This is a genomic window from Micromonospora matsumotoense (assembly GCF_050951065.1).
GTDB lineage: Bacteria > Actinomycetota > Actinomycetes > Mycobacteriales > Micromonosporaceae > Micromonospora > Micromonospora matsumotoensis.
On record NZ_CP192025.1, the window covers coordinates 2,100,432 to 2,114,416 of the forward strand.

Consider the following 13,985-nt stretch of genomic DNA (forward strand, 5'->3'; position numbering starts at 1 on the left):
GCGCGGGAAAGATTGGTGTGAACGATGGCGAACGACGACAAGCTCCGGACCTTCCTCAAGCGCGCCACCGCCGAACTGCAACAGGCCAACCGGCGGCTGCGTGAGGTGGAGGGCCGGGACCAGGAGCCGATCGCGATCGTCGGCATGGGCTGCCGCTACCCCGGCGGGGTCCGGTCACCGGAGGACCTGTGGCGGCTCGTCGCCGACGGCACCGACGCCATCTCCGGCTTCCCCACCGACCGGGGCTGGGACGTCGACGGCGTCTACGACCCGGAGCCCGGCAAGCCCGGCAAGAGCTACACCCGGCAGGGCGGTTTCCTCCACGACGCCGCCGACTTCGACCCGGGCTTCTTCGGGATGAGCCCCCGGGACGCGGTCGAGACGGACCCGCAGCAGCGGTTGCTGCTGGAGGCGTCCTGGGAGGCGTTCGAGCACGGCGGCATCGATCCGGTCGCCATGAAGGGCAGCGCCACCGGCGTGTTCGTCGGGGTGATGCACCACGACTACGTCGACAGCACCACCTCCGGCAGCCTCGTCTCCGGCCGGGTCGCCTACCACCTGGGCCTGGAGGGGCCGGCGATCACCGTCGACACCGCCTGCTCGTCGTCGTCGGTGGCGATGCACCTGGCCTGCCAGTCGCTGCGCAAGGAGGAGTGCAGCCTGGCCCTGGCCGGTGGGGTCGCGGTGATGGCCACCCCGCAGCTCTTCGTCGAGTTCAGCAAGCAGCGCGCCCTGTCCCCGGACGGCCGGTGCCGCTCCTTCGGTGACGGTGCCGACGGCGCGGCCTGGTCCGAGGGGGTCGGGGTGCTGGTGTTGGAGCGGCTCTCCGACGCCCAGCGCCACGGGCACCGGGTGTACGGGGTGATCCGGGGTTCGGCGGTGAACCAGGACGGGGCGTCGAACGGGTTGACCGCGCCGAACGGGCCGGCCCAGCAGCGGGTGATCCGGGCGGCGCTGGCCAACGCCCGGCTCTCCGTCGCCGACGTGGACGTGGTCGAGGCGCACGGCACCGGCACCACGCTGGGTGACCCGATCGAGGCGCAGGCGGTGCTCGCCACCTACGGCCGGGACCGGGACCGGGACCGGCCACTCTTCCTCGGCTCGATCAAGTCGAACATCGGGCACGCCCAGGCCGCCGCCGGGGTCGCCGGGGTGATCAAGATGGTGATGGCGATGCGGCACGGGACGTTGCCGCGCACCCTGCACGCCGAGACGCCGTCGCGGCAGGTCGACTGGGACGCCGGGGACGTCCGGCTGCTCACCGAGCCGGTCGCCTGGCCGGTGGTGGACCGGCCGCGCCGGGCCGCGGTGTCGTCGTTCGGGATCAGCGGCACCAACGTGCACCTCATCGTCGAGCAGGCGCCGGCCGTCGAGGACGTCCCGCCGGGGGCGACCCCGCCGGTCACCCTCTGGCCGGTGTCGGGACGCTCGCCCGAGGGACTCGCCCGCCAGGCCGCCCGCATCGCGGAGTACGCCGCCGGCACCGACGCGCGTCCGGTGGATGTCGGGTTCTCGTTGGGTGCGGGCCGGGCCGGGTTGGAGTTCCGGGGCGTGGCGGTCGGTCGGGAGACGGCCGACCTCGCCGCCGGCCTGGCGGCACTGGCCGCCGGGTCGGGTGTGTCGGGTCGGGTCACCACCGGTCGTACGGCGGTGTTGTTCACCGGTCAGGGTGCGCAGCGGGTCGGGATGGGTGGTGAGCTTGCCGCCGCGTTCCCGGTGTTCGCGTCGGCGTTGGACGAGGTGTGTGCCGCGTTCGGGCCGTTGCTCGGTGGTGATCTGCGGGAGGTGGTGTTCACCGATCCGGACGGGGTTCTCGACCAGACGGGGTGGACGCAGCCGGCGTTGTTCGCGGTGGAGGTGGCGTTGTTCCGCCTCGCGGAGTCGTGGGGGTTGAAGCCGGATTTCGTGGCGGGTCACTCGATCGGTGAGTTGGCTGCGGCGCATGTGGCAGGCGTGTGGTCGCTTGAAGATGCCTGCCGGGTGGTGGCGGCCCGGGGTGGGTTGATGCAGGCGCTGCCCGCCGGTGGGGCGATGTTGGCGATCGCCGCGCCGTTGGCGGAGTTGGATCTCGGTGACGTCGATGTGGCGGCGGTGAACGGTCCCCGGGCCGTCGTGGTGTCGGGCACCGAGGAGCAGATCGCGGCGCTGGAGGCTCGGCTTGAGGTGAAGACCCGCAGGTTGCGGGTGTCGCACGCGTTCCACTCGCATCTGATGGACCCGATGCTGGCCGAGTACGGGCGGGTCCTCGACGGGGTCACCGCCAATCCGGCGGTCGTCCCGTTGGTGTCGACGGCGACCGGTGGTCTTGCCACCGATGCCGAGCTGGGTTCGGCGGAGTATTGGCAAGGGCAGGTGCGCGGCACCGTGCGGTTCGCCGACGCGGTGGCCGCACTGGCCGCGCGGGGCGTGACCCGGTTCGTGGAGATCGGGCCGGACAGCGTGCTCACCGCGATGGTGGGGGAGTGTGTCGAGGACACCGCCGCGATCCCGTTGCAACGCCGGGACCGCGACCAGGTCACCGGCTACGCCGCCGGGATGGCCCAGGCCTGGGTCACCGGGGCGGACCTGGACTGGGCGGGTGTGCACCCCGACGCCCGCCAGGTCGCCCTGCCCACCTACGCCTTCGCCCGGCAACGGTACTGGCTGGAGACGCCCACCGCCGCGCCGGCCACCGCCACCGACGGCTGGCGTTACCGGGTGGTGTGGCGGGCCACCGACCTGCCCACCGGCCCGGAGCTGACCGGGGACTGGTGGATCGTCACGCCGGACGCGCTCACGGACGACCCCCGGGTCACCGCCGCCGCCGACGCGCTCGCCGCCCGTGGTGCCACCGTCATCCGACGTACCGCCAGCGAGGTCACCGGACCCGACCGGGACACCGAGGGCAGCGGCGACGCAGCCGGGCCCGTCGGCGGGGACATCCCGGCCGGGGTCGTCTCGCTGCTCGCCCTCGACGACACCCCCGACCCGTACGACGCCGGGCTGTCCGTCGGGGTCACCGGCACCGTACGGCTGGTGCACGCCCTCGCCGCCGCCGGGTTCACCGGCCGGCTCTGGTGCCTCACCAGCGGCGGTGTCGCCGTCGACCGGTACGAGGACCTGCCGCACGCCGCACAGGCCGGGCTCTGGGGCCTCGGCACCGTGCTCTCCCTCGACTACCCCGGCTGGTGGGGCGGCCTGGTCGACCTGCCGACCGAGTGGACGCCCGACAACCTCGACCGGCTCGTCGACGTGCTCGCCGATGGCGGTGAGGACCAGGTCGCCGTGCGTACCGCCGGCGTGCTGGCCCGGCGGATGGTCCGCTGGCCGGCCGCCGGCAGCCCCGACCGGCGCTGGCGACCCCGGGGCACCGTGCTGGTCACCGGCGGCACCGGCGGCATCGGCGCGCACCTCACCGAATGGCTCCTCGACCAGGGCGCCGAGCGGGTGGTGCTGGCCAGCCGGCGGGGACCGGCCGCCCCCGGCGCCGCCGACCTGGCCGCCCGCCTGCCCGGCGTGCAGGTCGTCGCGTGCGACGTGGCCGACCGGGACGCGGTCGCCGCGCTGCTCGACGGGATCGGCGACGACCTGACCGCCGTCTTCCACGCCGCCGGGGTGCTCCACGACCCCGCCCCCCTCGACGCGACCAGCCTCGACGACTTCGCCGCCGTGTGCCGGGCCAAGGTGCGCGGCGCGACCCACCTCGACGCGCTGCTCGCCGACCGGCCGCTCGACGCGTTCGTCCTGTTCGCCTCCGGGGCGGCCGTCTGGGGCAGCGCCGGGCAGGCCGCCTACGGCACCGGCAACGCCTGGCTCGACGCGCTCGCCCACCAGCGCCGCCGCCGGGGTCGGACCGCCACCTCCGTCGCCTGGGGCACCTGGGGCGGTGGTGGCATGGTCGACGAGCAGGCCACCGAACACCTCCTGCGCCAGGGCACCCCGCCGATGGCGCCGCGCCTCGCCCTCGGTGCGTTGCAGCAGGTGCTCGACCACGACGAGAGCCACCTCGTGGTCACCGACATCGACTGGGCCCGGTTCACCCCGATCTACACCCTGGCCCGGCCCCGGCCGCTGCTCGCCGCGCTCCCCGAGGCCCACCAGGGCCCGGCAGCCACCGCCCCGGCCACGCCCGCCGACACCTCCGTGCTGGCCGGCCTACCCGACGCCGAGCGGCTGCCGTACCTGCTGGACACCGTCCGCGCGCAGGTCGCCACCGTCCTCGGGTACGACGCGGCCACCACCGTGGACGTCCAGCGGCCATTCCGGGAACTCGGCTTCGACTCGCTGACCGCGGTGGAGCTGCGTAACGCCCTCGGCGCGGCCGTCGGGCTGCGCCTGCCGGCCACCATGGTCTACGACCACCCGACCCCCGCCGTGCTGGCCCGCCACCTGTACGACGAACTCGTCGGCACCACCGCCCCGACGAACGTGACCTCCGGCGGCGGGTCCGACCCCGACGAGCCGATCGCCATCGTCGGGATGAGCTGCCGCTACCCGGGGGGCGTCCGGTCCCCGGAGGACCTGTGGCAGCTGGTCGACAGCGGCACCGACGCGATCAGCCCGTTCCCCGTCGACCGGGGCTGGGACACCGACGCGCTCTTCGACGCCGACCCGGACCGGCCCGGCACCAGCTACGTCCGCTCCGGCGGCTTCGTCTACGAGGCGGGCGCGTTCGACGCCGAGTTCTTCGGCATCTCGCCCCGCGAGGCGATCGCCATGGACCCGCAGCAGCGGTTGATGCTGGAGGTCACCTGGGAGGCGTGCGAGCGGGCCGGAATGAACCCCGAGGCGCTGCGCGGCAGCCCGGTCGGGGTCTTCGTCGGCTCCGGTGCCCAGGACTACGGCGACCTGCTCGGTCTCGCCCCCGCCGAGTCGGAGGCGTACCTGAGCACCGGCAGTTCCGCGTCGGTGATCTCCGGCCGGGTGTCGTACGCGTTCGGGTTCGAGGGGCCGTCGATGACGATCGACACGGCGTGTTCGTCGTCGCTGGTCGCGCTGCACCTCGCCGCCCAGGCGCTGCGGGCCGGGGAGTGCGACAGCGCCATCGCCGGCGGGGTGCTGGTGATGTCGAACCCCACCCCGTTCGTGGCGTTCAGCCGGCAGCGGGGCCTCGCCCCGGACGGTCGCTGCAAGTCGTTCTCCGACGACGCCGACGGCACCGGCTGGTCCGAGGGGGTCGGCGTGCTGGTGCTGGAGCGGCTCTCCGACGCCCAGCGGCGCGGTCACCGCGTCTACGGGGTGATCCGGGGTTCGGCGGTGAACCAGGACGGGGCGTCCAACGGGTTGACCGCGCCGAACGGGCCGGCCCAGCAGCGGGTGATCCGGGCGGCGCTGGCCAACGCCCGGCTCACCCCCGACCAGGTCGACGCCGTCGAGGCACACGGCACCGGCACCACCCTCGGTGACCCGATCGAGGCGCAGGCGCTGCTCGCCACGTACGGCCGGGACCGGGACCGGCCACTGTGGCTCGGCTCGATCAAGTCGAACATGGGGCACGCCCAGGCCGCCGCCGGCATGGCCGGGGTGATCAAGATGGTGATGGCGATGCGGCACGGGACGCTGCCGCGCACCCTGCACGCCGGGACCCCGTCCCGACAGATCGACTGGGCAGCCGGGGACGTCCGGCTGCTCACCGAGCCGGTCGCCTGGCCGGCCGGGGGCCGGCCCCGCCGGGCCGGGGTGTCGTCGTTCGGGATCAGCGGCACCAACGCGCACGTGATCGTCGAGGAGGCCCCACCGGTCGAGTCCGCCGGGCCGGTCGAGGGCGCCGAGCCGCCGGTGGTGCTCTGGCCGCTGTCCGCCCGGTCCGCCGCCGCGCTGGCCGGGCAGGCCGCCCGGCTCCACGACGAACTCCCCACCGACGTACGGCCGGTGGACGTCGGGCACGCGCTGGCCGCCGGCCGGGCCGCCCTGGACCACCGGGGCGTGGTCGTCGGCCGACCCGGCACCGACCCGACCGCCGGGCGGTCGGCCTCGACCGACGGCACCGAGCCGGGCGCGGACCCGTCGGTCCCGGGCGGCCCCGACCTGACCGCCGGCCTGGCGGCTCTGGCAGCCGGCACCGGACTCTCGGGCCGGGTCAGCGCCGGTCGTACGGCGGTGCTGTTCACCGGTCAGGGTGCGCAGCGGGTGGGGATGGGTCGTGAGTTGGCGGACGCGTTCCCGGTGTTCGCCGCCGCCCTGGACGAGGTGTGTGCGGCGTTCGGGCCGTTGCTGGATGGTGATCTGCGGGAGGTGATGTTCACCGATCCGGATGGGGTTCTGGATCAGACGGGGTGGACGCAGCCGGCGTTGTTCGCGGTCGAGGTGGCGTTGTTCCGCTTGGCCGAGTCGTGGGGTCTGAAGCCGGATTTCGTGGCGGGTCATTCGATCGGTGAGTTGGCTGCGGCGCACGTCGCGGGGGTGTGGTCGCTGGAGGATGCGTGTCGGGTGGTGGCGGCGCGGGGTGGTCTGATGCAGGCCCTGCCGGCGGGTGGGGCGATGCTGGCGGTCGCCGCGCCGTTGGTGGAGTTGGATCTGGGTGACGTGGATGTGGCGGCGGTGAACGGTCCCCGGGCCGTCGTCGTCTCTGGCACCGAGGAGCAGGTTGCCGCGTTGGAGGCGTCGCTTGAGGTGAAGACGCGCCGGTTGCGGGTGTCGCACGCGTTCCACTCGCACCTGATGGACCCGATGCTGGCCGAGTACGGGCGGGTCGTCGCCGGGGTGACCGCCAATGCGGTGACTATTCCGTTGGTGTCGACGGCGACGGGTGACCTGGCGACCGAGGCCGAGTTGGGCTCCGCTGGGTACTGGCAGGGGCAGGTGCGGGGGACGGTGCGGTTCGCTGACGCGGTTGCCGCGTTGGCCGCGCGGGGTGTGACCCGGTTCGTGGAGATCGGCCCGGACAGCGTGCTCACCGCGATGGCCGCCGACAGCGTCGACGGGGTCGCCTGCATTCCGCTGCAACGCCGGGACCGCGACCAGGTCACCGCCTACGCCACCGGGATGGCCCGGGCCTGGACCACCGGCGTCGACCTCGACTGGGCCGCCATCCACCCCGGCGGCCGGCCGGTCGAGCTGCCCACCTACGCCTTCCAGCACCAGCGCTACTGGATCGAGCCCGACCCCACCACCGGCACCGGCACCGACGACGCCGACGGTGGGTTCTGGGACGCCGTCGACCGGGGCGACACCGACCTGCTCGCCGACGGCCTCGGCGTCGCCCCCGGCGTCGTCACCGAGGTGCTGCCCGGCCTCGCCGCCTGGCGGGCTCGCCAACGGGACGCGTCCACCGTGGACGACTGGCGCTACCGGGTGGTGTGGCGCTCCACCGAACTGCCCGACGGCGGGGAGCTGACCGGCACCTGGTGGCTCGTCGTACCGCCGGCATCGACCGGCGACGCGCGGGTGACCGCCCTTGCCGACGGACTGGCCGCCCGGGGCGCCGACGTCGTCACCGTCACCGGCACCGACCTGCCCGCCGGGGACACCCCCGCCGGGGTGCTGTCCCTGCTCGCCCTCGACGACACCCCCGACGCCACCGACGCCGGGCTCTCCGTCGGCGTCACCGACACCGTGGCGCTGATCCAGGCGCTCACCGCCACCGACTTCGCCGGCCGGATCTGGTGCCTCACCGTGGGCGGCGTCGCCGTCGACCGGTTCGAGGACCTGCCGCACCCCGCGCAAGGCGCGCTCTGGGGCCTCGGCACCGTGCTGTCCCTGGAGTACCCGCACTCCTGGGGTGGCCTGGTCGACCTGCCCACCGACTGGACCGGCGAGCACGTGGCGCGGCTCGCCGACGTCCTCGCCACCGGTGCGGAGGACCAGGTGGCCGTCCGTACCGCCGGGGTGCTGGCCCGGCGGCTGGTCCGCTGGCCCGCCGCCGGCAGCCCCGAACGCCGCTGGCAACCCACCGGGACCGTGCTGGTCACCGGCGGCACCGGGGGCATCGGCGCGCACCTCACCGGATGGCTGCTCGACCACGGTGCGGACCGGGTGGTGCTGGCCAGCCGGCGCGGCCCGGCCGCTCCGGGCGCGGCCGACCTGATGGCCCGGCACCCGGGCGTCGACGTCGTCGCTCTGGACGTGGCCGACCGGGACGCGGTCGCCGCGCTCCTGGCCGACCTCGGTGACGAGCTGACCGCCGTCTTCCACGCCGCCGGGGTGCTGCACCCCGAGATGCCGTTGGGGCAGACCGGCCTCGACGACTTCGCCGACGTGTGCCGGGCCAAGGTGCTCGGCGCGGTGCACCTCGACGAGTTGCTGGCCGACCGGCCGTTGGACGCGTTCGTGGTGTTCTCGTCCGGTGCGGCGGTGTGGGGCAGCGCCGGTCAGGCCGGGTACGCGACGGCGAACGCCTTCCTCGACGCGTTGGCGCACCGGCGGCGGACCCGGGGGGCGGTCGCCACGTCGGTCGCCTGGGGCAGTTGGGCCGGCGGCGGCATGGCCGACGGGGAAGCCAGCGCCCACCTGAGCCGACAGGGCACCCCGCCGATGGACCCCCGGCTCGCCGTCCGGGCGCTCGGTCAGGCCCTCGACCACGACGAGAGCCACCTAGTCGTCGCCGACATCGACTGGGCCCGGTTCACCCCCGTCTACACCCTGGCCCGGCCCCGGCCACTGCTCGCCGCGCTGCCCGACGCCCACCCGGAGACCGAACCGGCCGCCCCGGTCGCCACGACCGCCGACCTCGCCGGCCGGCTCGCCGCGATGCCGTCACCGGACCGCCTCGACACCGTCCTGGCGCTGGTCCGCGACCAGGTCGCCGCCGTCCTCGGGTACGCCTCCGGTGCCGACGTGGACCCCGAGCGGGCGTTCAAGGAGGCCGGCTTCGACTCGCTGACCGCCGTCGAGCTGCGCAACCGGCTCGGCACCGAGACCGCGCTGCGGCTGCCCGCCACCCTGGTCTTCGACTACCCGACCCCGACCGAGCTGGCCCAGCAACTGCTCACCGAGCTGGTGCCCGCCGACGCCGGGGGCGTCACCCTGCTCGACGACCTCGACCGGCTCCAGGCCGCGCTGTCCACCCTGGACGCCGACGCGGTCGCCGCCCTCGACGAGAGCACCCGGGCCGGGGTGGGGGAGCGGCTCAAGGGCCTGTTGGCGGCCTGGACCACCGGTCAACGCCCGGCCGAGGTCGCCAGCGTCACCGAGGACCTCGACACCGCCTCCGACGACGACCTCTTCGACTTCATCGACAGCAAGTTCGGCACCTCATGATCCGTCCGCTCCGTCGGCCCCGTCCAGGAATGGGTTCCTGATGTCCAACGAACAGAAGCTTCGTGACTACCTGCGGCGGGTCACGGCCGACCTGCACGAGACCAGCGAGCGGCTCCGCGACATCGAGGAGCGCGCCGCCGAGCCGATCGCCATCGTCGGCATGGGCTGCCGCTACCCCGGCGGGGTCGACTCGCCCGAGGCCCTCTGGGACCTCGTCGTGGCCGGCACCGACGCCATCTCCGGCATGCCCACCGACCGGGGCTGGGACCTCGACCGGCTCTACGACCCGGACCCGGACCACCCCGGCACCAGCTACACCCGGGAAGGCGGCTTCCTCTACGACGCCGCCGACTTCGACCCGACGTTCTTCGGCATCTCGCCCCGCGAGGCCGCCGAGATGGACCCGCAGCAGCGGCTGTTCCTGGAGACGTCCTGGGAGGCGCTGGAACGGGCCGGCATCGACCCGCTGTCGCTCAAGGGCAGCCCCACCGCCGTGTTCACCGGCGTCGTCTACCACGACTACCCGGACAGCTGGGGCGCCGGCAGCATCGTCTCCGGCCGGCTGTCGTACACCCTCGGGTTGGAGGGGCCGGCGGTCACCGTCGACACCGGCTGTTCGTCGTCGCTGGTCGCCCTGCACTGGGCGTGTCAGTCGCTGCGCGCCGGGGAGTCGTCGCTCGCCGTCGCCGGCGGGGTCACCGTGATCGGCACCCCCGCCGCGTTCGTCGAGTTCTCCCGGCAGCGGGCGCTGTCCTTCAACGGCCGGTGCAAGGCGTTCGGCGCCGCCGCCGACGGCACCGGCTGGGCCGAGGGCGCGGGCGTGCTGGTGCTGGAACGGCTCTCCGACGCCCGCCGCAACGGGCATCCGGTGCTCGCCGTCGTGCGGGGCTCCGCGATCAACCAGGACGGCGCGTCCAACGGCCTCACCGCCCCCAACGGCCCCTCCCAGCGCCGGGTCATCCGGTCCGCGCTCGCCAACGCCCGGCTCGCCGGGCAGGAGATCGACGCGGTCGAGGCGCACGGCACCGGCACCCGGCTCGGCGACCCGATCGAGGCGCAGGCGCTGTTCGCCACGTACGGCCGGGACCGCCCCGCCGACCGGCCGCTCTGGCTCGGCTCACTGAAGTCCAACATCGGCCACTCGCAGGCCGCCGCCGGTGTCGGCGGGGTGATCAAGATGGTGCAGGCGATGCGGCACGGGCTGCTCCCCCGTACCCTGCACGCCGACGAGCCCAGCGGCGAGATCGACTGGTCGTCGGGCACCGTGAAGCTGCTCACCGAGCCGGTCGACTGGCCGCAGACCGGTCGGGCCCGCCGCTGCGCGGTCTCCTCGTTCGGCATCAGCGGCACCAACGCCCACGTGGTGCTGGAGGAGGTGCCCCCGGCCGACGAGGAAGCGCAGCCGGCCACTCCCACCGTGCTGCCGTGGGTGGTCTCCGGGTACACCGACCGGGCGCTGCGTGCCCAGGCCGAACGGCTGCTGTCCCACCTGGACGCCGCTCCGGCCGACCCCGCCGCGGTGGGCCGTACGCTGGTCGGCCGGGCCCGGCTCGCGCACCGGGCCGTGGTGCTCGGTGGGGACCTGCCGCAGTTGCGGGCCGGGCTCGCCTCGGTCGCCGCCGGCCAGCCCGCGCCGAACGCCGTCACCGGCACCGCCGACGCCGCCGGCCGGGTCGTCTTCGTCTTTCCCGGCCAGGGCGCCCAGTGGGTCGGCATGGCCGCCGCGCTGCTGGACTCCTCGCCGGTCTTCGAAGCGCAGATGCGCCGCTGCGCCACCGAACTGCGCGCCTATGTCGACTGGGACCTGCTCGACGTGGTGCGCGGGGTGCCCGGTGCGCCGTCGCTGGAATGGGTGGACGTCGTGCAGCCCGCCCTGTGGGCGATGATGGTCTCCCTCGCCGCCACCTGGCGGGCGTACGGCGTGGAACCCGACGCCGTGGTCGGGCACTCGCAGGGTGAGATCGCCGCCGCCTGCGTGGCCGGCGGACTGTCCCTCGCCGACGGGGCCCGGGTGGTCACCCTGCGCAGCCGGGCCATCGGCGAGAAGCTGGCCGGTCGGGGCGGCATGGTCTCGATCGGGCTGCCCGCCGACCGGGCGCAGGAGCGGATCGCCCGGTGGGCGGGCGACATCTCCCTCGCCGTGGTCAACGGGGCCGGCTCGGTGGTGGTCTCCGGCACCCCCGAGGCGCTGCGCGAACTCATCGCCGTGCTCACCGACGAGGGGGTCCGGGTCAAGCAGGTCGCCGTCGACTACGCCTCACACTCCGCGCAGGTGGAGGCGCTGGAACACCGGCTGCTGGAGGACCTGGCCCCGATCAACCCGCGTACCGGGACGATCCGGATGCTCTCCACCGTCACCGGCGACTGGGTGGACACCGCCACCCTCGACGCCCGCTACTGGTATGACAACCTCCGCAACACGGTCCGGTTCGACCCGGCGATCCGCTCTCTCGCCGGGCAGGGCTGGACCGGGTTCGTGGAGGTGAGCCCGCACCCGGTGCTCGGCATGGGGATGCAGGAGACGCTGGAGTCGGCGGACCGCCCGACGGTGGTCACCGGCACCCTGCGCCGCGACGACGGCGGCCTGGACCGGCTGCTCACCTCCCTGGCCGAACTGCACGTGCGGGGCGTCGCGGTGGACTGGGCCGCCGCCCTGCCCGGCACCCGCCGGGCGGACCTGCCCACCTACGCCTTCCAGCACCAGCGGTACTGGATCGCGCCGGCCACCGCCGCCCCGGCCGGTGGCGGCACCGACGCCGGGTTCTGGGACGCGGTGGAACGCGCCGACGTCGACACGCTCGCCGACGGCCTCGGCGTCGCCAGCGCGCTGGTCGGCGAGGTGCTGCCCGGCCTGACGTCGTGGCGGTCCCGGCAGCGCGACGTCGCCACCGTGGACGGCTGGCGCTACCGGGTGGCATGGCGGCCGACCGAGCTGCCGGCCGGTGGTCAGCTCAGCGGGGTGTGGTGGGTGGTCGCCCCGGCGACGCTGGCCGACGACGACCGGCTGCGTACCCTCGCCGACGGGTTGGCCGCGCGGGGCGCCGAGGTGGTCACCGTCACCGGCACCGACCACGCCGGCCGGGAGGCCCCCGCCGGGGTGCTCTCCCTGCTCGCCCTGGACGACGGCCCCGACCCGCTGGGCGTCGGCCTGTCCGCCGGGATCACCGCCACCGTGTCGCTGGTGCACGCGCTGGCCGCGTCCGACTTCACCGGCCGGCTCTGGTGCGTCACCGCCGGCGGGGTCGGCGTGGACCGGTTCGAGCCGGTCGCGGACCCGGCCCAGGGCGCGCTGTGGGGCCTGGGCACCGTGCTCTCCCTCGACTACCCCGGCTGGTGGGGCGGCCTGGTCGACCTGCCCGCCGAGTGGAAGCCGGAGACCGTGGACCGGCTGGCCGACGTGCTGACCGGCGGCGGCGAGGACCAGGTCGCGCTGCGTCCGTCCGGTCCGCTGGCCCGCCGGATGGTCCGCCACCCGGTGACCGGGACGCCCGAGCGGCACTGGCGACCCACCGGGACCGTGCTGGTCACCGGCGGCACCGGCGGGGTCGGCGGGCACGTCACCGAGTGGCTGGTCGCGCAGGGCGCGCAGCGGGTGGTGCTGGCCAGCCGGCGCGGCCCGGCCGCCCCGGGCGCGGCCGACCTGATGGCCCGGCACCCGGGCGTCGACGTCGTCGCTCTGGACGTGGCCGACCGGGACGCGGTCGCCGCGCTCCTGGCCGACCTCGGTGACGAGCTGACCGCCGTCTTCCACGCCGCCGGGGTGCTGCACCCCGAGATGCCGTTGGGGCAGACCGGCCTCGACGACTTCGCCGACGTGTGCCGGGCCAAGGTGCTCGGCGCGGTGCACCTGGACGAGTTGCTGGCCGACCGGCCGTTGGACGCGTTCGTGGTGTTCTCGTCCGGTGCGGCGGTGTGGGGCAGCGCCGGGCAGGCCGGGTACGCGACGGCGAACGCCTTCCTCGACGCGTTGGCGCACCGGCGGCGGACCCGGGGTGCGGTGGCCACCTCGGTGGCCTGGGGTAGCTGGGGTGGCGGCGGTGGGATGGCCGGCGGTGAGGTCGGCGCCCACCTCGACCGGCTCGGCGTCGGTGTGATGGACCCCCGGCTCGCCGTCGGCGCGCTCGGTCAGGCCCTCGACCACGACGAGAGCCACCTCGTCGTCGCCGACGTCGACTGGGCCCGGTTCGGCCCCATCTACACCCTGGCCCGGCCCCGGCCGCTGCTCGCCGAGCTGCCCGACGCCGCGCCCGAGGACACCGGGGCCCCCGACCCGGCGTCGTCCTCGGCGCTCGCCGACCGGCTCGGCACGCTGCCCGAGGCCGAACAACGTGCCCTGCTGCTGGAGACGGTCCGCACCAATGTGGCCGCCGTCCTCGGCTACGGCGACGCCGACCCGGTCGAGCCGCAGCGCGCGTTCAAGGAACTCGGGATGGACTCGGTGACCGCCGTCGAGCTGCGCAACCGGCTCAGCGCCGCCACCGGCGTACGGCTCTCCGCCACCCTGGTCTTCGACCACCCCAACCCGACCGCACTGGCCGACCAGCTGCGGGCCGAACTCGGCTACACCGGCGACACCGCCGGGGGCCTGCTCGCCGAGCTGGACCGGCTGGAGGTCACCGTCGCCGGCCTCACGCCGGAGGAGATCGAACGTCACCGGGTCACCGGCCGGCTCCAGTCGCTGCTGGCGAAGCTCAACGAGACCCTCAGCACCACCGCGGGCGCCACCCTGGCCGACCGGCTGGAAACGGCCTCCGCCGACGACGTGTTCGACCTGATCGACAAGGAACTCGGCATGACCTGAGCCGCCA

Annotated in this window: 2 protein-coding genes; both read left to right on the forward strand. The window is 74.9% G+C overall.

Annotated elements, in window-relative coordinates:
* Positions 1-24: 24 nt before the first annotated feature.
* Complete coding sequence (locus ACQP1S_RS09550; RefSeq protein ID WP_432905344.1) at positions 25-9,177, forward strand: type I polyketide synthase; 9,153 nt, start codon at positions 25-27, stop codon at positions 9,175-9,177.
* A gap of 37 nt (positions 9,178-9,214) precedes the next feature.
* Positions 9,215-13,978, forward strand: coding sequence for a type I polyketide synthase (locus ACQP1S_RS09555; protein ID WP_432907923.1), 4,764 nt, complete (start codon positions 9,215-9,217; stop codon positions 13,976-13,978).
* The last annotated feature ends 7 nt before the right edge of the window (positions 13,979-13,985 follow it).